Origin of the sequence: Paraburkholderia sp. JPY419 (assembly GCF_050435705.1) — a bacterium.
GTDB classification, from domain to species: domain Bacteria; phylum Pseudomonadota; class Gammaproteobacteria; order Burkholderiales; family Burkholderiaceae; genus Paraburkholderia; species Paraburkholderia youngii.
Window position 1 is genome coordinate 1,682,518 of sequence record NZ_JBNDKV010000004.1, and the last position, 20,900, is coordinate 1,703,417.

A 20,900-nucleotide genomic window follows, 5' to 3' on the forward strand; every position below is an offset into this window, starting at 1 on the left:
CATCGGCATGCGTGCTACATTCGGTTACCGACAAGCGCTCGCTGTGCCATAAGGCGCACACGAACCGTAGCGCACTCGCGCGATCGTTTTTTCCCTCAATCGACCAATGGAAAGGGGCATCCCACGAGGTGTCCCATCGGCAAAGGAAGACAGCAATGAGCGCGATTCCCGAACCCCACGCCCTCGAACCGCAAGGTTCGTTAAAAAGAAGCATAACGTGGACGGGCGCATTCTGGGTGGCAAGCGGCGCATCGGCGCTGGTCCTTTTCTCAATCGGCTCGATTGCCGCCACAGTCGGCAAGCTCTCGTGGGCGGTCTGGATGATCTCGATAGGTCTCGGCTTTATCCAGTCGTTTTCCTATGCGGAGATTGCGGGGCTGTTCCCGCACAAGTCTGGCGGTGCCTCGGTCTACGGTGCAATCGCATGGGTGCGCTACGCAAAACTGCTCGCACCGCTATCTGTGTGGTGCAGCTGGTTCGGATGGTCGCCGGTGATTGCGATTGGATCCGGACTTGGGGCAGGCTATGTCCTGACAATCATGTTCCCGCCGGAAGCCGCAATCAATACCTGGCAGATCACACTCGTCAATCTCGACTGGTTGAGAAGCGGATTGAGCCTCCGGATCAACGCGACATTCATACTAGGTGCGGCGATTCTGCTTGTCACCTTTGCGATGCAGAATCGCGGCATCCTGCGCACGGCGCGCATCCAGATGACGCTCGGCGTCCTTGCGCTCATACCGCTGATCATCGTTGGCACCGTGCCCCTTCTGCATGCTGATCTGCCGCTTCACAACCTTTTGCCGCTCCTTCCGTTCGCGCGAGACGCGAGCGGACAGATCGTAGATGGCACATGGGGACGCGCCGGGATCACCCTGATGGCGGGTGGACTTTTCATCGCCGGCTATTCGACCTATGCATTCGAAACAGCCATCTGCTATACGCGCGAATTCCGTGATCCGAAGGTCGATACGTTTAAGGCCAATCTCTATTCGGGCCTGCTGTGCATCTTCGTATTCACGGTGTTGCCTCTGTCCTTTCAGGGTGTGCTCGGGCTGGGCCACCTGGTCACCCCTGAAGTCAAGGACGCAGCCGGGCACATCGTGACACCGGCCGTCTATAGCGGCATGCTGGCCCCCGACATCTATAGCGGTCTGGGCATCGCGAAGGCAATGGCACCGATGATCCACGGTGGCCCGCTTGTAGAACGCGTGCTCGCGGTCATGCTGGTGCTGGCGCTCGTGCAGGCCATCATGACAGCGATGGCGGGGTCCTCCAGGACGCTCTATCAGGCTTCGCGGGAAGGCTGGCTGCCGAAATACCTCTCATACGTCAATCAAGACGGTGCTCCGACCCGGGCGATGTGGACAGACCTGTGCTTCAACCTGATCCTCCTCTTGATGTCGGACTATGTATTCGTGCTGGCCATGTCCAACGTTGGCTATATCATCTTCATTTTTTTGAATCTGAACGCTGCCTGGATTCACCGGCGCGACCGCCCGGACTGGCACCGGCCGTTCCGCGCTCCTAACTGGCTGCTGGCGCTCGGAACGTTATTCTCATTCGTCAATCTCGGACTGCTCGGCATGGGGTCGAACATCTGGGGCTCGGGGACGCTCATTTCTGGCCTCGCTTTCGCCGCAATAATTATTCCCGTTTTTCTTTATCGCCATTACATCACTGATAAAGGGATTTTTCCCGAAACGATGATGGAGGACATGCATCGGACAGAAGAAGGCAATTCGAGCAGGCGTGCGGGACTCCTGCCCTATTGGACGATCATCGCGGGGGTCCTCGTGGTCGCTATCACGCGCAGTCTCGCGGTCTAATGACGATATACACGTTCAAGACACTGTCCCACTCAAACTGTCAACGTTGCGGCTGGTTGGTTCGAACGCGCCGCAGCGTTCAGCGTATTCAGCATCAACATCGCGATGGTCATCGGGCCAACCCCGCCCGGCACCGGCGTAATTGCGGTGGTGAGCGGCAACACGTTGTCGTAGTCGATGTCGCCGACGAGGCCGGATTCGCCATTGGTTCTCGTGACCCGGTTAATACCTACGTCAATTGCGACCGCTCCCTCCTTTATCCAGTCCGCTTTCACGAGCTTCGGGATACCGACCGCGGCAACGACGATGTCAGCCTGACGGCAAATGTTCTGCGGCTCGACCGTACGACTGTGGACGATGGTGACCGTGCAATCGTTGTGCATCAACAAGTTCGCCATCGGCTTGCCGACGATGTTGGAGCGCCCTATCACGACCGCATGCTTGCCGCGCAGACCATCGCCTAGCACCTGCTTTAGCAAATGCAGGCAACCAAGTGGCGTGCAAGGAACAATGGCTTGTTCGATGTCTCCCGTTCCCAAGCGACCCGCATTTGAATAATGAAATCCATCGACGTCCTTGTTTGGGGCAATCGCCTCGATAACAGCATTGGGATTGATTTGCGGTGGAAGGGGGAGCTGCACCAGGATGCCGTGAATCTCGGGATCCTGATTGAGGTCCCGTATGAGCGCGAGCAGTTCGACCTCCCTGGTGGCCTCGGGTAGATCGTACTGACGGGACAGAAATCCGCATTCTTCGGCACGGCGTTTTTTGTTCCGCACGTAGACGCTGCTTGCCGGGTCTCTTCCCACGAGAACCACGGCCAGACCGGGCCGTAGCTTTTCGGCCTGCACTTTCGCCTTGACTGACTCGACGACATTCGAGGCCGCGGCTACGCCATCGATGATGTGAGGCTGTTCAATAGAAGACGCTCGGTTGCTGTTCATTGGCCGGTTTCCGTGTCCGTGGATGAAGAAACATCATCGTTGCGCTGTCACGCGAATCAATGAGAAATGGCAGAGACCAACAGTAGCGAAGCACACCCAAAGCGTCAACGCCAATCACCTTTTTTTCTCGTCAGGGAACACGTGTACACCCGAAGGGGTATCGCCTCGAATTGCCGCTCACTCGCACAAGCGCTGCCGTCTCCCAGACAGGCAGGTCTAAAGCCTGCCCCACCACGACCTTAGGAATATTTTTCCCGTCCCCACGATTCGCCTCACCATCACGCGCATCGGCCGCGAACTCCGTCGAGCAGTACGAAACGCGAGTACCTCCAAAAAGGTAGGCGTAGTCACCCTTGAACGGGCTACCCCTTGCCCGTTGTTGACAAGGCCACCCGGACACACAGATATTGTCACGAAACTCTGTTGACCCCACAGAACCAGGAAGATAGCCCGATCAGTGATCTTTGCCGGAGTCTCCGGCGTAACCCCAGGAAGGAGTGGACGACATGGAACACGCAATCCGTAAGCGTATTGATCGAATGTTTTCCCGCGACAAGCGTATGGCGCAAATCGCTCTCCTCCTGTTGTGGGCGACCGTGGGCTATGTGTACTTTGCCGTCACCACCCAGACTGCCGACGCGGCGGTTCGGCTCGCACTATCGATCGGCGCAGGTGCCGTACTGGTGTTCAATTCCGCGTCGATCATCGCGATGATTCGCCACTACAGGGAAGACAAAGATCACATCTACGGCCTCGACATCCGTCACCTGGACGCAAACCGCGCTGCCAAGGCGGAGTTGGCGGGACGCGGCGATGGATCGTTTAGTCCTGCCGCCGACTAGGACTGCCTTTTTCACTTTTTTCTGCGCACGGCCGTGTCACACAGTTGCCCTGGCCGGCAACTGTGACGAACGGTATTTGCCTGCGTGCGCAATCCACAATACCGCCTGAAGAGGAGAATCATCATGGCAGCCGATTACGTACCTCCCGTGCAGAAAGGATTCGGACAGCTTATCGATAGCATCTTTCTGCTCGTTCTCGTGTACTGCAGCCTTCTCGCGCCTCTGTTGCTGAAGGCCCCCGACCAGGCTCCTGCAACGCAGGCTGAGAGCAAGCAGGTAACGTGGCGCGATTTGGGGCAAAACGCCACTATGGAAGGGCAATGGCGCAAGCTGGGTTTCGACGTGCAACAAGCGAAGCCGATCATTACCCAACGTTTCGACTATCAGATTGAACCCGTCTCGCTGATTGCGACGGCACTCGTCATCGTCGGGTACTTCGTGTTCGTGCTGCGCGTATCCGACAAGCAATACCGTCAGGTGATCGCGGAAAAATTTGGGAGGTGATGTCATGAATCTTTGGCAATGGTCGAGCAATGCCGCATGGGGCCTGTCCGTTCTCATCTTCGCTTGGATTCTTGTCGACGCATTCAGGGTTAGCCGTGAATACGACGATGACTTCCTGATGAGTTCCACGGAAGGGAACGAATAGCTACACAGTGTTGGCATAAACCACAGGGAGCCACTCATGAGTGACGCAGCAGGAGTTGCACAGACAGGCGAGCGCATCGCTTTGCTGAAGGTGTTGGGCCCAATTCACGTGTGGGCGCTTGGCGTCGGCATCGTGCTGGTCGGCGAGTTCATGGGTTGGAACTTTTCGGTCGCGAAAGGCGGCGCATACGGATCGCTGATTGCATGCTGGATCATCGGTCTGCTCTACACATGCGTCGCGATGATCGACTCGGAAGTGACTTCGACTGTCGCGGCAGCGGGCGGGCAATATACCCAGGCCAAACACATCATCGGGCCGCTGATGGCGTTCAACGTCGGGCTCTATCTGGTGATGGCTTACACGATGCTCGAGGCTGCGGACGCGCTCGTGGTGGGCGATCTGGTCAAAGCAGTCGCCACGGATTCGGGCTACGCGAATTTCGATTCACGGCCATTTACACTCGTCACGATCGCCTGTCTCGCCTTGCTCAATTACAGGGGCGTGTTCGTCACGCTCACGGTCAACTTCGTCATCACGGCCATTGCGTTCCTCGCGATCGTCATGCTGTTCCTTGGCGTCGCCCCCTGGCATCCGGGACAAACACTCCTTCATCACGAGTTACTGACCCAGTTGCCGTATGGATGGCTCGGGGTCGTCGCAGCCCTGCAATTTGGCATGTGGTATTACCTCGGCATCGAAGGCACTTGCCAGGCTGCCGAGGAGGTTCGCTCCGCAGGCCGCTCGATTCCGCTCGGGACGATGTCGGGCATGATCACGCTGCTCGTCGCAGCTGCCATGACATGGTATGTCGCCACGGGCCTCATGCCCTGGGAGTATCTCGGCCAGGCGGTCACGCCCCTCTACGACGCAGCGCGGCTTACCGGCAGCAAGTCGTTGCAGGTACTGTTGTTCGTCGGGACACTATTCTCGGCCGTTGCGTCGGCGAATGGCTGTATCAACGATGCCTCGCGTGCATGGTTTTCCATGTCGAGAGACCGCTATATGCCGATGTGGTTCGGCGCCGTTCACCCCCGCTACCGTACGCCATACCGCGCGATCATTTTTCTCGTGCCGATCGCCATCTCCTTCGCGTTCACGGGCCTGCTCGACCAGGTGATCACATTCTCGATTCTTTCCGGCCTGCTCGGCTATACATTCATGTCGATCAACATCGTCAGGTTCCGTCGGAAATGGCCGCTCGGAATCATCAATCGCGGCTACATTCACCCGTTCCATCCGATTCCGTCGATCGTGCTGGCCATACTCTGCTCCGCGACGTACTTCGCGACCTATCTCGGGTACGGCACTTCTCTGCTGTCGATCATGGCCTTCTATATCACGGCGTCGATCTGGTTTGCGCTGCATCGCTATAAATACGTCAAGCGCGGCGAGCAGTTCACGATGGACTGGCCGCGTCCAAAGGACTATTGATCGACATTCTCCTTGCCAAAGCCGACGTGAACCCACGTGGAGCGGCCGATATGCACTCAACGGGTATTGCCCTTGCGTTTCTGTTCGTGATCGTGCTCGCACTGATGTACCTGCGTAACAGCAAGGTACTACGAGCGGAGCGAGGCAGGCTGTTCGACGCATGCCTCGCGCTATTCGAGCAGCATCGCCTGACCCAGGACGGTGTCTCCTGGCCCGTGCTGGCGGGGTCCTACGATGGATACGAGGTCCATGTCGCTCCCCTCGTCGACGATGCTGCTTTCCGCAAGGTGCCCTCGCTTTGGCTGCTCGTCACGGTGAAGCGCAAATTGCCGATAAAGGGAGCGGTAGACCTCCTCGCCCGCGCGCAGAACACCGAGTTCTACTCCCCTGCCGACAGCTTGCCATTACGCCTCGTGCCCCCCGAGGAGTGGCCCAGCCAGACGACGATCAAAGCCGACAAACCCGCCACCGAGTTACCCCTTTCCGTACTGGACCCTCACGTTAGGCAATTCTTCGCGGATCCGCGTGCGAAGGAGATGCTCGTCACGCCACATGGCGTGCGGATCGTCTATCAGGCGCAAGGTGCGGACCGCAGTGAGTATCTCGTACTGCGTCGGGCCGTGTTTCGCGAAGCGAGGCTTTCCACAACGCTCGTTGAATCGCTGCTCGACCAGGCCGTGCAAGTGTGTGCAGATGTAACCAGAGGAGGTGTTTATGGACAAACCTGAATCGTCGCGTGCGCGGCGTCCCGTGCATCCTTATCTAGTGCTGGTAGCGGGAGCCCTTCTGCCAGGAGCCGGTCAGGTGATCAACCGGATGCCCACGCGTGCCTTGATCATGATGTTCTTCATGCTGTCGCTAGGGTTCGTGACAGTGCAGCTTGCAGCACCCGGTCGGTCTTTCATTGGGCGAAATGCCGGGGGGATTTTCGTCTATGCAATTTCAGTGATGGACGCCTACTTCATCGCACGGTACAGGTGGGAAGCGTTTCGCGTGCGCGCCGTCGGGTAACCCGCGCCCGTGTCTTCCCAACCACCTTTCACTCCCCCTTGCTGCGCTCACTCGCCCCTTCCCAACCTGAAGCGGACAGTGCGCGGTCGAGGATCTTTCTGGTGTCGGCCACGCCCGCCTCGATCCAACTGCACCCAATCTGCGTTGGAACCTTGAATTCGTGGCCTTCTACCTTGACCGGATCATCAAGGAGTTTCTGCAGGCTGTTCCGTAGCTCCTCCAGCGCCGCATCGGGGTCTGCCACCCCCCGTTCGGCGAGGTGTTGCGCACCGCCACAGTGGGCAAGTGCTTCTGCGCCGAAGTCGACCAGCAACACCGCGAATACGTGAGAATCCAGCAACGCAGCGCAGTTCAGTTGGCCCTGAATCGCTTCGAGCCTTCTGCCGATGGCGATCAACACGCGATCGGCGTAATCCTGACCAAAGCGCGTCGCAACACGCTCCAGTTCTCCAACATTGATCGCGAAGATTGCACACGGCAGTGGGTTTCGCGACGACAGTGCCAGGGAAAACTCCAGGCGGCCGAGAAACAGCGGCAGACTCATGAGGCCCGTGGACTTCTCAAAAGTCTGGCTGCGCCGGGCGTCTTCTTCGATCATCTGCCTGCGCGCCACTTCCACGATGAATCCCTCCAGCCCCATCAGTTCGTCCCGGGCGGAATAGACACCGCATCCCTGATCCCAAACCCATTTGGTTTGCCCAGCGCGGTCGACAATCCGGTAAGTCAGCTCATAGGGCTTTCGCGCCACGATCTGCGTCTGCACCTCGTTCCAGACGAATTCGCGATCATCGGGGTGGATCAGCGAACGGAAGGTCAGGCGGCTTTCATCGATCAGCTCGAAAGCCTCATAGCCAGTCAGTTCGAAGCAGCCTTCACTCACGAAAGCCATCGACCTGTCACGATTATTCTGCCCCCGATAGATCATCGCGCGCAAATTGGACAACAAGGTGCGCAGGCTGCGTCGGCTGGCGCGCAAAGCTTCTTCGTGGCGTTCGCGGTTCGAGACGTCGATCGCAAGTCCGACGGCACCGACGAGCGCGCCTTCGTGATCGGACACTGCATGACAACGCAGTTCCACCTGCGCCATCGTGTTGTCGGCACGAATGAGTCGCGCTTCCCCGACCATTTCGCTCATGTGTCCGCCGAGCAGCGCTTTGAGCCGGGCATTCAGGGTTTCTGCGTCCTCTGGATGAAAGAAGCCCGAGAATGGTCGCGGCTCCGGGTCGTTCCCGACGGCACGGACCAGGCTGCGCCACGCTGGATTCGAGAAGATCAGACGCAACTCGCGATCCACACGAAAGAGCGCCTGGGGCAACTGGAGCACGGCATCCTGGCAATGTTGAAGAATTTGCAGCTCGCTGCGCTGAGCGTCCGTACTCGTGTAGGGCGCCGGAAATTGCAGCAGCGTCATACGCGAGTCGCGCGCACTCAGTGCCGTCACGGGTTGCAAACGGAAACTGCCGTCGCCGTAGGCGATCCGCAGCGACGCAGAGGTGCGCTCGCCCCCGTCGCGCGACTGCGTGAGCAGCGCCGTCAAATCCAATAAGGACTGCGGATGAACGAGGTTGCTGAACGGCATCCCGACGATTTCATCCGCGTACGGTTCCCAACGCGCGTACTTGAGGAAAGCGCTATTGACGAACACGAGCGCATCGTTGTCGAGTAACGCGGCGGGCATCGAAAGATTCGCAGCAAATGCGCGCAGATCAGGCAACTTGACTGCGCGTGCAACGCGTGGCGCCGTGCGGCGGGCACTGTAGGCCATCGCCAGCAGAAATGCGGCAAGGCATCCCGCCAGTACAATCGCGACGTACAATAAACCACTATTACCGGGACCGTAGCCAAGCCGGGGCAACACTAGCGCGGCGACCGCACCAAGAAGTATCGTGGCGAACAGATAAACCGACATGACATTTTCGCTCGGAAAAACACGATTACAGCTCGCGACCGGGTTCGGTGCACGTTATTACTTCATTCACCCATGAATACTGCCCGGTCTGAGGCCTCTTACCACTATCCGCTCTTTGCGAAGGTCTGCTCGCTGCTCGCCTGCATCGTCGGCTTGATCGCGCTGCTCTATGTGAGTGGATATATGCAGGCCAAAGGAAACGAAGGATTCCGGCAGACCCTCTCTACTCTCGACGAAGTCGCGCGCCTGCGAACAGCCGCCGCGAAACCACAGCCAGGCTCGCCAGGAAAGGCTCAAGCGCTAACTGAGCAGGCCGATTGGCTTGTCAGCAACGATACGCTACTGAACGACTGGAGGCAACGTGGCGCCCCGACGAAAGAACTCGCTAGCGCACTCGTAGCCGCGACTGCAGGGTCTACATCAGATAGTGCCCGCGGGCCGGATGCAAAAATTTCGGCACTACGTGCGCTACGTTCGCAAGTCGCTTACCAGGCGCAGGTGCAAAAGGCCGTGCTCGGGCTGCTGCAGGGCGCAACCGCTTGCCTTCTGGTTCTTGGCATCGTTGCGCTCGCAAGGGGTGCGCATCGCGCCTTCGTCACGCGACCAGCAGCGGCGCTACAGGCGCTCGCGGAATCCGGGCAGACAATCCCGCAAGGGGACGACGAAATCGACCGGCTTTTGAAGCTTCAGGCGCAACTTGCCGTTCGACTGCGCACCGAGCAAAGCGAGTCGGCGCAACTCAAGCGAATCGTCGAAGACTACATTGCATTTGCGGACCAATCGCTCGAGCTGCTTCACCACATCTGCGCGCAGCTTGCCGAGCAAGAGCCATCGGGCCGCACGCTCGAGGCGCTGTTGCAGCGTCTCGTCGGTGTGTTGCGCGCCCAACGTATTGCGCTGGTGGTCACCGAATCGACGGCCCAGCTGCTCGATATCGATCCCGTCGTAGCGCCGAACGGCGACGTGCCGCAGATCGTCAAGGCACGCGTCACGAACGAACTGATGACGCTTGCCGGCAACTATACGTCTTCTTTGCTGAATGACGGCGGGGTGTCGCCCCCGGTGCTTGCCGCCCCGGTACGCGTGCCGCTCGCAACCTATGGGGTGCTGATCGCGGAGGGCGAGCCGGACACGCGCTTCGAGCAGCGGCATCTGTATCTGCTGGAAACGATCGCCAGCGTGCTCGCACACGCGATCTCCAACGTCAGCCGCGATGTGCGCGATCGGCGTATGGCGCTTTTCGAGGAACGCAATGCCATTGCGCGCGAGTTGCATGACTCGCTCGCGCAATCGCTCTCATATATGAAGATCCAGCTCGCGCGGCTGCAAGCCGTGCTGCCGCCTCAACTCTCGCAGAGCGATGTCGCCGAAATCGCGCGCGCGATTCGCGAGGGCATCGACAGCGCCTACCGGCAGCTGCGCGAACTGCTCACGACCTTCCGCGCGCCAATGCATGCGCACGGTCTTGCATCCACGCTCGAGGAGCTTGCCGAAGAATTCGGATCGCGCAGTGAGGTACAAATCTCGATTGACAATCGTGTGCCGCGCATGCGTCTCTCAGTCAACGAGGAAATGCATGTCGTGCAGATCGTGCGTGAAGCGCTGACAAATGTAATCCGTCATGCGCGCGCCACGACGGCGCAGGTGCAACTCATGTCGGACGGACTCACGATGACGGTGACGATCGAGGACGATGGCAAAGGTGTCACCCGCTCACGAGGCGACGAACATCACTACGGCCTCGCGATCATGCGCGAGCGAGCCCGCAGCCTCGGTGGACGTCTGGAACTGAAGCCCGCCGAACGCGGCTCGCGCGTGGTATTGAACTTCATCCCCGCAGCGCACAAGGCTCGCGCCATCAGTGGTGCCGGTGTCCGTTAGCGTAAATTCGTGAAGCTAACACCCCGGGAGTAGCTCAGCCTACTCACCAGGAGGTAGAGACGTCCACCGATCCATCAAAAGGCGATCCTCTTCCGCAGCCAGGAAGGGTATTGCCGACGTGCTTTCTATACCGCGTTAAATGGCGCCGTATCGTTGCGGTTGAGTCTAAGGAAAACCCGCAAAGCGTCAGCATCGGGCAGGAATCTACTTTTTTTCCATCGCGTCATGTTGCTAGAATGATTCAGGCATCAAGTTCGAACAACAAAAGCCTCTTCTCCATGTACTCGAGATCGCACTGCCGTGCGCATCGCAGTTGACGGAGCCAGGCCGATGTAGCTGGTCGATCTGGCATATGAGCCCAGGAAGAGCCGATGGTCACTAACACAGTACTTCTGATCGACGATCACGCGTTGTTTCGAAAGGGCGTCGCGCAACTCATCCAGATGAATCCCGCCTTCGAAGTGGTGGGCGAAGCGATTTCCGGAGAAGACGGCATCGAGATGGCCGTGCGCCTGAAGCCGGACGTCATCCTGATCGACCTGAACATGCCGCGCATGAACGGGATCGAAACGTTGGACCGCATGCGTGAAGCCGGCGTCGAAGCGCGTTTCATCATGCTGACGGTGTCCGATAACGAGCGCGACGTGGTGGCCGCGTTGCGCGCCGGCGCGCATGGCTATTTGCTAAAGGACATGGACCCCGAGGACTTGTGCCTCTCGCTCGAAAAGGCGCTCAGGGGATCTGCCGTTCTCAGCGAGTCGGTGACGGGCGCGCTGGTTCATGCATTGTCGGGTGGCCAGCGCCTTCCTGTCACACAGAACGAGCTGACCGCGCGCGAGCTCGAGGTCTTCGACTTTCTGGTTGCCGGCCTGAGCAATAAGGCCATCGCGCGCAAACTCGATATCAGCGTCGGCACCGTGAAAGTTCATGTTAAGCATGTGCTGCGGAAGCTCGATCTTCACTCGCGGCTCGAGGCCGTGCTCTGGCAGCGGGACCACGGCGCGCGCGCGCACTCTTATTCGTGAGGGCGCGGCGCGGCTTGAAACCCGCGCCGGCACATCGAGCTGTCAAGCGCCTCGTTGAACTCAATTCGGCTGCTGCGCTTGCATCGCCCGCATAGGGATTCTCTGATCAGCATGAGTAGCACTATGCCCCTTGTGCAGACCGCCGAGCAAATCCGTCAGCTCGCCGATGTGATGAATGACGCGCAAGCAAGGCAACTCCGATACCGGGTGATTGTGGCTGTATCCGTAGCTGACGCACACCATCGGCATATTGGCCGCCTGTGCCGCTAGCGCATCCGTCACGCAATCGCCAACGAATAGCGTATGGCTCGGGTCCACGCCCAGCGCTTCGCACGCCTTCAGGAGTGGCTCGGGATCGGGCTTACGCGGCAAGCGGGCATTTGCATCGACCACCATGTCGAACCATGCATGCAAGCCGAAACGCCATATCAGCGGATCGACGAAGCACGACTCCGAGTCAGTGACGAGGCCCAGCTTGAGACCCATCTCCCGCAAGCTGTCGAGGGTCGCTTCCGCGCCCGGGTAAAACTCGCTCAACTGGTTCTTATCGCGGCAGATCTGATGATAGGACGCCTCATAGCGGCGCAGGACCAGATCCAGCGTGGCGGGGCGCGCATCGATGCCGAGCAGCGTCAGCGCGCGATCGACGAGGATCTCTGAACCGCCGCCTATCAACGTTTGCGCGACGCCAGGCGCGAGCAGGGGAAAACCGTTCTCGGCGAGTGCCCGGTTGAGCGCGTTGCCGATATCGGGCGACGTATGCAACAGCGTGCCATCGAGATCGAATAGCACGGCATCGATCGGCATATTGCGCGGCATGACTTGCATGTTCGTGTCTCCTGTCTGGTGAGTACGTGTGTTCCCGCGGATGGTCACGATGCCCGTTTCTGGCGGTCGATCATCTGCAGGATCATAGGGGTGAAGATCAACTGCATCGCAAGTCCCATCTTGCCGCCAGGTACGACGATGACATTGGGCCGGCTCATGAACGAGTCATGCAGCATGGTGAGTAAATAAGGAAAGTCGATGCCCTTCGGATTGGCGAAGCGGATGACAACGAAGCTCTCGTCGGCGCTTGGTATGTCGCGGGCTGCAAACGGATTCGACGTGTCCACGGTCGGTACGCGCTGGAAGTTCACGTGCGTTCTGCTGAATTGAGGGCAGATATGGTGAGCGTAGTCCGGCATGCGCCGCAGGATCGTATCCATGACAGCCTCCCGCGAATAGCCGCGCAGCGCCTCGTCCCGATGAAGCTTCTGTATCCATTCGAGATTGATGATGGGGACGACCCCCACCAGCAGGTCCGTATGTTGTGCGACGTCGACGCCACGGCCGATAAAGCCGCCATGCAGCCCCTCGTAGAAAAGCAGATCGGTGGGCGGCTCGATGTCTGTCCACGGCGAGAACGTACCGGGTTCCAGACCATAAGGCGCAGCCTGGGCGTCGTCATGGAGGTATTTCCGCAACCTCCCCCGCCCCGTCGCCGAATACTCACGAAACAACTCGGCGAGTTCCTGCAGCAGATTCGCCTCAGGGCCGAAGTGGCTGAACTGGTGACGGCTTTCCTCTGCAGCTTTCATTGCAGACTGCATGCTCGCGCGGTCGAAGCGATGAAATGCGTCGCCCTCCACGATCTGCACGTTCAGCTTTTCGCGCCGGAAAATGTGCTGAAAACTGTTCATGACAGTCGTGGTGCCGGCACCGCTCGACCCCGTTACCGCAACGATTGGATGTTTGATCGACATGCTCCCACCCCCATCTACACGCGTGCTTCCGGGCGAAACAGGGAGCGCTCGTTGAAAAGCGGTGACGTGAATGGCGTGTCCTCGCCTCGATCGTGTTCCCAGTGGTATCGCTCGATACGCTCGACTTCATGCTGGCTGCCGACGAATAGCGGCGTGAGTGCATGCGCATCGGCGTCGACATCGAATATCCGTGCACGCCCCGAGCTGGCAAGTCCGCCCGCCTGTTTGAGGATCCAGGCGAGCGACTGCGCCTGATATAGCAACGGTTGACGTGTCGCCGCAATGGGCACCCGGCGCCTTTCGCACGGGAAAAGACACAGGCCGCCGCGCATCAGCGTGCGGTGCGCATCGGCCGCCAACGAATCGTTCCAGCGTGTGTCGAAATCGCGCTGGCGCACGCCCGCGCTTCCGTCACGGCACTCGTTCACATAACGCTGCACAGGCCGCTCCCACGAGCGCTCATTGCTGCAATTGATGGCGACCACAGGGCCTTGTTCGGGGATGCGGATTGCGTGATGCGTCAACATGAATTCGTCCCGTTGACGGCAAAGCGTGAACCCATGGGTGCCGCGCCCGACGGTGATCACCAGCATCGTGGAAGGACCGTAGAGAGCGTAGCCAGCGGCAATCTGCTTCGTGCCGACGATCTCGCAGTCACCGTCATGGCTTCGCGCCTCTGTCTGCCGTATCGAGAATACGGTTCCGAGCGCAACGTTCGATTCGATATTGGCCACACTATCGAGCGAACTGGCAAACAGCACATATGGCCCTGCCACCGCAGGAAGCCGCGCCTGCTCGCAATGCAGCACAATGCCCGCTTTCTGCGCCCTGCACTCGCTCGACGCGATGAAGGCTTCCTTCGCGGCATCACGGCACGACCCGCTATCTGGCGAGGCGCTCGCCACCTGTAGCGTCTGCGAATCGACGATCGTACCCTGTGCGATACGCGCCGCAATGATCTTCGCCCCTTGCGCGATGCCCTGAAGAACGTTACGCAGCGAGACGGCATGCGGATCCTGCTCGATGGCAAGCGCTTGCTCGCGGCCGGTGCCGAGGTGGGCCGCAAGAAAAACCGGCAGCGTCGGTTGGGTCACGATCGCCGCGGTGCGTCGATTTCCTGCGCCAACCGCCTGCGCATGCTCAGCTGATTCAATTCGTGCATTCATCGCTACCTCGATCGTCCATTGCTCGCCAGGACTGCTGACTAGAACGGTAAGCCAGCGCATACTCGGGGAAAATTCAAATGTTTTTACTTGCGTTTTAAGCGATGCTTATCTGTCGCATCCAGGAGTGCCGATCATGCTCAATCTCCTTCGCAATCTCACGCTACGTCAGTTGCAGATCTTCTCTGCCGCCTCTCAATACGAGAGCTTCGCCCGCGCCGCGGACACCCTGCACCTGACCCAACCCGCCGTCTCAATGCAGATCAAGCAGCTCGAGGAGGCGATTGGAGTGCCTCTATTCGAGCGCATCGGCAGGCGCATTGCCCTGACCGAAGCCGGTTCGACGCTTTCTCACCACGCAAAGCGGATTCTCGGTGACATCAAGGATGCCGAAGATGCGATGCGTTGCCTTTCATCGGCGGATGGCGGCAATATCTCCATCGGAATCGTCAGCACGGCCCGCTATTTCATTCCTCGCCAGATTGCGCGCTATGTGGAACGTCAACCCAAGGTCGATATCAACTTTTCAATCGGCAAGCGTGATGTACTGCTGCGCCAGTTGCAGGACAATGAGATCGACCTCGCCGTCATGGGTCGGCCTCCCGTCGAGCTCGATGCGCACAGCGAGCCGCTCGCGTACAACCCGCATGTCGTCGTCGCGAGCACGAACCATCCTTTTATCGACGCGGCATGCTTCGACTTGCACGAAATGCGCAGCGAGACGTTTCTGATGCGTGAGCCAGGTTCCGATACGGAGGACGTCGCGAACGAAATGTTTCGCCATCATCTTTTCACTCCAGCCCGCACCCTCACCTGTGACAGCAACGAAACAATCAAGCAGGCGGTCGCCGCTGGCATCGGCGTCAGTCTGTTGCCGCTGCATACGTTACGGCTCGAACTGCTGACGGGCGAAGTGTCAGTCCTGCATGTCAACGGCACGCCCATTAACCGTGTGTGGCACGTGGTTCACATGAAGGCGAAGCGGATGTCTCCGACCTGCGTGGCGTTCCGCCGTTTTTTGATCGAGAAGTCTGGTGCGTGGCTCGAAGGGCAGTTCGCCGACCTCACCCCTCATGACCCCGCCGCCCGCCCCTTCGTGCAGATATGACGCGAGAACCAGGCGAGCCGATGTGCCGCTTATGGCCATCGTATGGTGCGCTCAATAGTCACGCCGACAGCCTTGACGTTTGCGAACTTCGCTGGCTTCGCAATTGAAATCCGCACCCAATGCGCGTTGAAATCGGCCAATAGCATCTGCGCAATCGACTCTGCCAGCGCCTCCAGTAATTTCACCCTGTGGTGCACGAGTTGCAATTGCAGCGCCTCATGAACCTTGCCGTAGTCGATCGTGTCGGCAATAGCGTCCGTATCGCATGCGTGGCTATGCGGTACCCCGGCCCACAAGTCGATTCGCACGGGTTGCAGCGCAGTCAGTTCATCGGGATCTATCCCGATGACGGTATCGCCCTGAAAGCCTTCGATGAAGATCATGTCCATCCCCGACGAAGCGAGGTAGGGCCTCGCCGCGAGGTTTTTGTCGATCATATTCATGTGGTTTCCTTTTCGCTATGGTCGCGGGAACTCCGCGGCCTAGGCTTGCATTGCGACGCGCTCGCCCGCCTCTTGCGCCCCACTCATCAGGCTCTCCCTGAACGCGGACGCGGCTGAAGAAAGCTGCTTGGATTCTCTGTGCACCAGATACAAATACCGGAGGATCGGAAAGTTCTCGACGTCAAGCACCTTCAGTCGCAAGGTTTCCAATTCGGCCATTATCGTTGCGAGCGCGACGACAGACAGTCCCATTCCCGCCTGGACGGCCCATTTGATGGCCTCATTGCTGCTCACTTCCATCCCGGGCCGCAAATTGATGCGATGCTCGGCAAAGAAGCGCTCTACCGCGCGGCGGGTTCCCGAACCCGACTCACGCATGAGAAAGGTTTCGCGTTCGATCGTGCTCAACGCGATGCGGCGCTCCCGTGCGAGCGCGTGATCGGGTGGCGCGATCATCACAAGCGGATTGCTCGCCACATGCACAGCGACCAGACCCTGTCCTTCAGGCGGGGCCCCCATGATCGCGACGTCCGTTTCGTTGGTAGCAAGCTCGTTGAGAACACACTCCCGATTTCCTACCGAGAGGCTCACCGTCACGCCAGGAAACGCGCGAGTAAATTTCGCGATCAACTGCAGTGCTAGCGGGTTGGCCGTGCCACTAACCAGGGACACTTTCAGCTTTCCTTGCTTCGTGTCGCGCAACTGGTCGAGCGACTCTTCGAGGACGGACAGTTGCTGTTGAAGCAGCCGCGTATGGTTGTAAAGCTCCTTGCCGGCCGCGGTCAGAAACACCTGCCTGCCGACCTGTTCGAACAGCGGCATACCGACGATCGCTTCGAGCTGCTTCAATTGCGACGAAACGCCTGGCTGAGTCAGGTGAAGCTCCCTGGCTGCGCGCGAAAAGCTCAGATGCCGCGCGCTCGCTTCGAATACCTGTAACTGGCGCAAAGTCAGATGCAGCATCGCTTTTCCTTGCCTCCCCAATGCCTGGGCCGCACGCTCGAAGCGGCCTGATTTCACGCCTCAACTCTATCAGCCGGACCTGGGCGCGCAATGCCCATGAAGAGGTACTCCGCAAGGCGAAAAGCCCGTCCTGCAAGGCTCGCATGCAGGGTTATGGGTCGAATAAGTAAGCCGAATGAGTGTTTCCGCGTGCATGGCGCTACGATCGTTTCACAGGAATGCCAACCAGCCGACCGCAGCAAAGCGGCAAGGGAACGCGCGGGTTGCCGAGTGAACGACTCAACTAAAGCGAGGTTCAACCATGTTCAGCTACAAAAACACGATTGCGGTGACGGACCCTGAGCTGCATCGGGCCATCGCAGGCGAGACTCAGCGCCAGCAGGACCACATCGAGCTGATCGCATCCGAAAACTACACGTCGCCCGCCGTGCTGGAAGCGCAAGGGTCACAATTGACCAACAAATACGCGGAAGGTTATCCGGGCAGGCGTTACTACGGCGGATGTGAACATGTCGACCTGGTCGAGCAACTCGCGATCGACCGCGCAAAGCAGTTGTTCAACGCCGAATATGCAAACGTTCAGCCCCACTCGGGCTCGCAGGCCAATCAGGCCGTGTATCTCTCCGCACTCAAGCCGGGCGACACGATTCTCGGCATGTCGCTCGCGCATGGCGGGCACCTCACGCACGGCGCCTCCGTCAACGTGAGCGGCAAGCTGTTCAATGCGGTGTCGTATGGCCTGAATCCGGATACGGAAGTCATCGACTACGACGAAGTACGCAAGCTGGCGCAGACGCATCGCCCGCGCATGATCGTCGCAGGCGCGTCAGCCTATTCGCTCGTGATTGACTGGCAACGCTTTCGCGAGATCGCCGACAGCGTCGGTGCAACGCTGCTCGTCGACATGGCGCACTATGCCGGTCTCATCGCGGCCGGACTCTATCCCAGCCCTGTCGGCATTGCAGATTATGTGACCACCACCACTCACAAGACGCTGCGCGGGCCACGTGGCGGGCTGATTCTCGCCAATGCACAAGCGGCGAAGGCAATCGACTCGACGATCTTTCCCGGCATCCAGGGCGGCCCCCTGATGCACGTGATAGCGGGCAAGGCGGCCGCCCTGCGCGAAGCGATGACCGGCGAATTCCGTCAATACCAGCAACAGGTACTCCTGAATGCGCGAGTCATGGCGCAAACGCTTCAGCAACGCGGCCTTCGCATCGTGTCGGGACGCACCGACTCACACGTGTTCCTCGTCGACCTGCGCGCGAAGAATGTGACAGGCAAAGAGGCCGAAGCCGCGCTTGGCCGCGCACTCATAACCGTCAACAAAAACGCCATTCCCAACGATCCGCAAAAGCCGTTCGTCACGAGCGGCGTGCGCATCGGCTCGCCTGCCATCACGACACGCGGCCTGCGCGAAGCCGAAACGAGCGAGCTTGCCCATCTGATCGCCGACGTGCTGGATGCGCCCGCCAACGATCTCGTCATCCGTCGCACGGCCGACGCCGTGCTCGCCCTCACCGCGAGGTTTCCGGTCTATCGCGATGGGCCCGTCGCGACGACGCCCGGCGCGTCTGCGAACGACGACGCATCGGCCGCAACGGCGCGCACCGCGCACTGAAACCTCCAGACGATTTTTCACGACCACTACCCAAGGAGACAGTCATGTCGAACACGCCAGGCACGCGCATTCCGGGACGTAACATCCTCGCAGTCCCCGGTCCAACGAACATTCCCGACGCCGTACAACGCGCGATGGTCGTATCGATGGAAGATCACCGCTCGACGAAGTTTCCCGAACTCGCGCATGGTCTGCTTGCCGATCTGAAAACGCTCTACCGGACGGCAGACGGCCAGCCCTTCATCTTTCCGTCGTCAGGCACGGGCGCGTGGGAAGCGGCTCTCACCAACACGCTCTCGCCCGGTGACCGCGTTCTCGTCCCGCGCTTTGGCCAGTTCAGCCACCTTTGGGCCGATATGGCGCAGCGTCTCGGACTCGACGTGGAAATTCTCGATGTCGATTGGGGCGAAGGCGTGCCCGTCGAACGGATCGGCGAGATCCTGAAGGCGGACCGCCAGCACACAATCAAAGGCATCCTCGCCTGCCACAACGAAACTGCGACGGGCGTGACGAGCGATATCCGCGCACTGCGCCGCGTGATGGATGACGCGGGCCACCCTGCCTTGCTGTTCGTGGACGGTGTGAGTTCGATCGGCTGCATCGACTTCCGCATGGACGAATGGGGCGTGGATCTCGCCGTGACCGGCTCGCAAAAAGGTCTGATGCTGCCTGCGGGGCTCGGCATCCTGTGTGTGAGCCAGAAGGCGCTGAAGATGATTACGCAGGCGAAATCGCGCCGCTGCTACTTCGATCTCGCCGATATGGTGCGCGCCAACGCAACCGGCTACTTCCCTTACACCCCTGCGCTGTCACTCCTCTACGGACTGCGCGCAGCACTCGACCTGCTGTTCGACGAGGGTCTCGACCGGGTCTTCGCACGCCACCACTACCTCGCGTCTGGCGTGCGCGCCGCCGTCGCGGAAGGCTGGGGTCTGGAGTTGTGTGCAAAAGCGCCAAAGTGGCACTCGGACACGGTCTCGGCAATCGTCGTGCCCCAAGGGTTCAACGCCGCACAGGTCATCGACACGGCCTTTCGCCGTTACAACCTCGCGCTCGGCGCCGGGCTCTCGAAGGTCGCCGGCAAGGTATTCCGCATCGGCCACCTCGGAGACCTGAACGAACTGATGCTGATCAGCGCGATAGCGGGCGCGGAGATGGCGATGCTCGATGCCGGTATCGACGTTTGCCCGGGCAGCGGCGTGGGTGCAGCCGGACAGTACTGGCGCACCCACACGCAAGCCGCGGCAGACCCCGTCGCCAAGCCGGCGCTGCGCCGTGTCGCCGCGGCCTGATTGCGGCGGTCTCGATGAAATCTTCAGGCCGAGGCGCGTCAGATCGCAGTCCTTCCGATCACTCTATGGCAGGAATGACATCATGCAACACGAAATCGTCTTTCTCGACCGATCGACATTGAACGCCGATGTCCGTCGCCCGGCGTTCGAACATGGGTGGGTCCAGTTCGCGTCGACATCGTCGCACGAGGTCGGGCATCGGCTCGAACGCGCGACCATCGCCATCACCAACAAGGTGCCGCTGCGAGCCAATGTGCTCGAAAGGCATCCGTCGATCAGGATGATCGCGGTGGCGGCGACGGGCTACGACTGTGTCGATACCGAGTACTGCCGCGCGAGCGGCATCGCGGTCGCGAACATTCGCAACTACGCGACCCATACGGTGCCCGAGCATACCTTCGCGCTGATCCTCGCGTTGCGGCGCAACCTGCTCGCTTACCGCAGCGATGTGTCGCGCGGGCGCTGGCAACAGGCAAAGCAGTTCTGCTTCTTCGATCATCCCATTCATGACCTGCACGGTTCGACGCTCGGCATCATCGGCGGCGGCGCTCTGGGCCAGGCCACCGCACAGATTGCCCGGGCCTTCGGTATGCGTGTCGTCTTCGCGGCTCACGACGCGAAGCGCCCCCGCTCGCCGGACCTCGAATACGTCTCGCTCGACACGCTGCTGCGCACGTCGGACGTCATCTCCTTGCATGCGCCGCTCACCGCCGCCACGCGCAACCTGATCGGACTCGACGAGTTGCGCCTCATGAAGCGTAGCGCTCTGTTGATCAACACGGCACGAGGCGGGCTCGTGTGCGAGGCGTCGCTTGCCACTGCACTCACGGAAGGACTGATCGCGGGCGCCGGCTTCGACGTGCTGAGCCAGGAGCCGCCTGTCGCGGGCAATCCCCTGCTCGAGCTCGATTTGCCCAACTTCATCCTGACCCCGCACGTCGCCTGGGCTTCCGGCAATGCCATGCAGTTCCTCGCCGACCAGCTGATCGAGAACATCGAGGCATTCGCGCGCGGCGAACCCCGCAACCTCGTGGTCTGAGC

19 protein-coding genes are annotated in these 20,900 nt (G+C 60.0%); 12 read left to right on the forward strand and 7 right to left on the reverse strand.

What is annotated here, in order from left to right; genetic code table 11:
• Nucleotides 1-155: 155 nt before the first annotated feature.
• Nucleotides 156-1,829 carry an APC family permease gene (locus QFZ91_RS36245; RefSeq protein ID WP_429570211.1) on the forward strand — a complete coding sequence of 558 codons (1,674 nt, stop codon included), beginning with the start codon at nucleotides 156-158 and terminating at the stop codon, nucleotides 1,827-1,829.
• Nucleotides 1,830-1,861: 32 nt separating this feature from the next.
• Here the strand turns inward: QFZ91_RS36245 and QFZ91_RS36250 are convergent, their stop codons facing one another.
• Complete coding sequence (locus QFZ91_RS36250; protein WP_176383677.1) at nucleotides 1,862-2,773, reverse strand: bifunctional 5,10-methylenetetrahydrofolate dehydrogenase/5,10-methenyltetrahydrofolate cyclohydrolase; 912 nt, start codon at nucleotides 2,771-2,773, stop codon at nucleotides 1,862-1,864.
• Between the two features lie 506 nt (nucleotides 2,774-3,279).
• Between QFZ91_RS36250 and QFZ91_RS36255 the strand changes: the two genes are divergently transcribed.
• The 5 genes from QFZ91_RS36255 to QFZ91_RS36275 all read left to right on the forward strand — a co-directional run bounded on the left by QFZ91_RS36255 (nucleotide 3,280) and on the right by QFZ91_RS36275 (nucleotide 6,706).
• Complete coding sequence (locus tag QFZ91_RS36255; RefSeq protein ID WP_429570212.1) at nucleotides 3,280-3,615, forward strand: hypothetical protein; 336 nt, start codon at nucleotides 3,280-3,282, stop codon at nucleotides 3,613-3,615.
• 123 nt (nucleotides 3,616-3,738) lie between these two features.
• Entirely contained in the window at nucleotides 3,739-4,119 is a 381-nt protein-coding gene (locus QFZ91_RS36260) for a hypothetical protein (protein ID WP_368592561.1), read from the forward strand.
• A gap of 181 nt (nucleotides 4,120-4,300) precedes the next feature.
• Nucleotides 4,301-5,695 carry an APC family permease gene (locus tag QFZ91_RS36265; RefSeq protein ID WP_176125227.1) on the forward strand — a complete coding sequence of 465 codons (1,395 nt, stop codon included), beginning with the start codon at nucleotides 4,301-4,303 and terminating at the stop codon, nucleotides 5,693-5,695.
• Nucleotides 5,692-6,423, forward strand: a complete 732-nt coding sequence (locus tag QFZ91_RS36270) for a hypothetical protein (protein ID WP_429570213.1) — start codon at nucleotides 5,692-5,694, stop codon at nucleotides 6,421-6,423. The genes QFZ91_RS36265 and QFZ91_RS36270 overlap by 4 nt, the downstream gene beginning before the upstream one ends.
• A complete protein-coding gene (locus QFZ91_RS36275) occupies nucleotides 6,410-6,706 on the forward strand; it encodes a hypothetical protein (RefSeq protein ID WP_176125228.1) in 297 nt (98 codons plus the stop codon). The genes QFZ91_RS36270 and QFZ91_RS36275 overlap by 14 nt, the downstream gene beginning before the upstream one ends.
• Nucleotides 6,707-6,734: 28 nt before the next feature.
• On the opposite strand, the gene QFZ91_RS36280 is transcribed toward QFZ91_RS36275, so the two are convergent.
• A complete protein-coding gene (locus tag QFZ91_RS36280) occupies nucleotides 6,735-8,615 on the reverse strand; it encodes a sensor domain-containing diguanylate cyclase (RefSeq protein WP_429570214.1) in 1,881 nt (626 codons plus the stop codon).
• A gap of 498 nt (nucleotides 8,616-9,113) precedes the next feature.
• On the opposite strand from QFZ91_RS36280, the gene QFZ91_RS36285 reads away from it, so the two are divergent.
• Together QFZ91_RS36285 and narL are read left to right on the forward strand one after the other, a co-directional pair.
• Nucleotides 9,114-10,496 carry a histidine kinase gene (locus tag QFZ91_RS36285; RefSeq protein ID WP_368598340.1) on the forward strand — a complete coding sequence of 461 codons (1,383 nt, stop codon included), beginning with the start codon at nucleotides 9,114-9,116 and terminating at the stop codon, nucleotides 10,494-10,496.
• Nucleotides 10,497-10,867: 371 nt separating this feature from the next.
• Complete coding sequence (gene narL, locus QFZ91_RS36290; protein ID WP_176383683.1) at nucleotides 10,868-11,521, forward strand: two-component system response regulator NarL; 654 nt, start codon at nucleotides 10,868-10,870, stop codon at nucleotides 11,519-11,521.
• A gap of 60 nt (nucleotides 11,522-11,581) precedes the next feature.
• Here narL and QFZ91_RS36295 read toward each other — a convergent pair whose 3' ends face one another.
• Genes QFZ91_RS36295 through QFZ91_RS36305 form a run of 3 tightly spaced genes read right to left on the reverse strand, consistent with a single transcriptional unit; the run spans nucleotide 11,582 to nucleotide 14,432 of the window.
• On the reverse strand, nucleotides 11,582-12,349 hold the full coding sequence (locus QFZ91_RS36295; RefSeq protein WP_429570215.1) for an HAD-IA family hydrolase: 768 nt from the start codon (nucleotides 12,347-12,349) through the stop codon (nucleotides 11,582-11,584).
• A gap of 44 nt (nucleotides 12,350-12,393) precedes the next feature.
• Complete coding sequence (locus tag QFZ91_RS36300; protein ID WP_429570216.1) at nucleotides 12,394-13,266, reverse strand: phosphoribulokinase; 873 nt, start codon at nucleotides 13,264-13,266, stop codon at nucleotides 12,394-12,396.
• Nucleotides 13,267-13,280: 14 nt separating this feature from the next.
• Nucleotides 13,281-14,432, reverse strand: coding sequence for a class 1 fructose-bisphosphatase (locus QFZ91_RS36305; RefSeq protein ID WP_429570217.1), 1,152 nt, complete (start codon nucleotides 14,430-14,432; stop codon nucleotides 13,281-13,283).
• A 133-nt stretch (nucleotides 14,433-14,565) separates the two neighbouring features.
• On the opposite strand from QFZ91_RS36305, the gene QFZ91_RS36310 reads away from it, so the two are divergent.
• A complete protein-coding gene (locus QFZ91_RS36310) occupies nucleotides 14,566-15,537 on the forward strand; it encodes a LysR substrate-binding domain-containing protein (RefSeq protein ID WP_429570218.1) in 972 nt (323 codons plus the stop codon).
• A gap of 29 nt (nucleotides 15,538-15,566) precedes the next feature.
• On the opposite strand, the gene QFZ91_RS36315 is transcribed toward QFZ91_RS36310, so the two are convergent.
• On the reverse strand, nucleotides 15,567-15,980 hold the full coding sequence (locus QFZ91_RS36315; protein WP_176383687.1) for a dihydroneopterin aldolase: 414 nt from the start codon (nucleotides 15,978-15,980) through the stop codon (nucleotides 15,567-15,569).
• A 39-nt stretch (nucleotides 15,981-16,019) separates the two neighbouring features.
• A complete protein-coding gene (locus tag QFZ91_RS36320; protein WP_176110939.1) occupies nucleotides 16,020-16,943 on the reverse strand; it encodes a LysR family transcriptional regulator in 924 nt (307 codons plus the stop codon).
• 301 nt (nucleotides 16,944-17,244) lie between these two features.
• Between QFZ91_RS36320 and glyA the strand changes: the two genes are divergently transcribed.
• From glyA to QFZ91_RS36335, 3 genes are all read left to right on the forward strand, one after another.
• A complete protein-coding gene (gene glyA / locus QFZ91_RS36325) occupies nucleotides 17,245-18,567 on the forward strand; it encodes a serine hydroxymethyltransferase (RefSeq protein WP_429570219.1) in 1,323 nt (440 codons plus the stop codon).
• 44 nt (nucleotides 18,568-18,611) lie between these two features.
• Complete coding sequence (locus QFZ91_RS36330; protein ID WP_429570220.1) at nucleotides 18,612-19,859, forward strand: aminotransferase class V-fold PLP-dependent enzyme; 1,248 nt, start codon at nucleotides 18,612-18,614, stop codon at nucleotides 19,857-19,859.
• An 82-nt stretch (nucleotides 19,860-19,941) separates the two neighbouring features.
• A complete protein-coding gene (locus QFZ91_RS36335; RefSeq protein ID WP_429570221.1) occupies nucleotides 19,942-20,898 on the forward strand; it encodes a D-2-hydroxyacid dehydrogenase in 957 nt (318 codons plus the stop codon).
• The last annotated feature ends 2 nt before the right edge of the window (nucleotides 20,899-20,900 follow it).

Coding starts and splice junctions, on each gene's coding strand:
- QFZ91_RS36335 (WP_429570221.1), top strand. CDS start 19,942: ATGCAACACGAAATCGTCTTTCTCGACCGATCGACATTGAACGCCGAT.
- QFZ91_RS36300 (WP_429570216.1), bottom strand. CDS start 13,266: ATGTCGATCAAACATCCAATCGTTGCGGTAACGGGGTCGAGCGGTGCC.
- QFZ91_RS36260 (WP_368592561.1), top strand. CDS start 3,739: ATGGCAGCCGATTACGTACCTCCCGTGCAGAAAGGATTCGGACAGCTT.
- QFZ91_RS36280 (WP_429570214.1), bottom strand. CDS start 8,615: ATGTCGGTTTATCTGTTCGCCACGATACTTCTTGGTGCGGTCGCCGCG.
- QFZ91_RS36320 (WP_176110939.1), bottom strand. CDS start 16,943: ATGCTGCATCTGACTTTGCGCCAGTTACAGGTATTCGAAGCGAGCGCG.
- narL (WP_176383683.1), top strand. CDS start 10,868: ATGGTCACTAACACAGTACTTCTGATCGACGATCACGCGTTGTTTCGA.
- QFZ91_RS36315 (WP_176383687.1), bottom strand. CDS start 15,980: ATGAATATGATCGACAAAAACCTCGCGGCGAGGCCCTACCTCGCTTCG.
- QFZ91_RS36265 (WP_176125227.1), top strand. CDS start 4,301: ATGAGTGACGCAGCAGGAGTTGCACAGACAGGCGAGCGCATCGCTTTG.
- QFZ91_RS36310 (WP_429570218.1), top strand. CDS start 14,566: ATGCTCAATCTCCTTCGCAATCTCACGCTACGTCAGTTGCAGATCTTC.
- QFZ91_RS36250 (WP_176383677.1), bottom strand. CDS start 2,773: ATGAACAGCAACCGAGCGTCTTCTATTGAACAGCCTCACATCATCGAT.
- QFZ91_RS36330 (WP_429570220.1), top strand. CDS start 18,612: ATGTCGAACACGCCAGGCACGCGCATTCCGGGACGTAACATCCTCGCA.
- QFZ91_RS36255 (WP_429570212.1), top strand. CDS start 3,280: ATGGAACACGCAATCCGTAAGCGTATTGATCGAATGTTTTCCCGCGAC.
- QFZ91_RS36245 (WP_429570211.1), top strand. CDS start 156: ATGAGCGCGATTCCCGAACCCCACGCCCTCGAACCGCAAGGTTCGTTA.
- QFZ91_RS36275 (WP_176125228.1), top strand. CDS start 6,410: ATGGACAAACCTGAATCGTCGCGTGCGCGGCGTCCCGTGCATCCTTAT.
- QFZ91_RS36305 (WP_429570217.1), bottom strand. CDS start 14,432: ATGAATGCACGAATTGAATCAGCTGAGCATGCGCAGGCGGTTGGCGCA.
- QFZ91_RS36295 (WP_429570215.1), bottom strand. CDS start 12,349: ATGCAAGTCATGCCGCGCAATATGCCGATCGATGCCGTGCTATTCGAT.
- glyA (WP_429570219.1), top strand. CDS start 17,245: ATGTTCAGCTACAAAAACACGATTGCGGTGACGGACCCTGAGCTGCAT.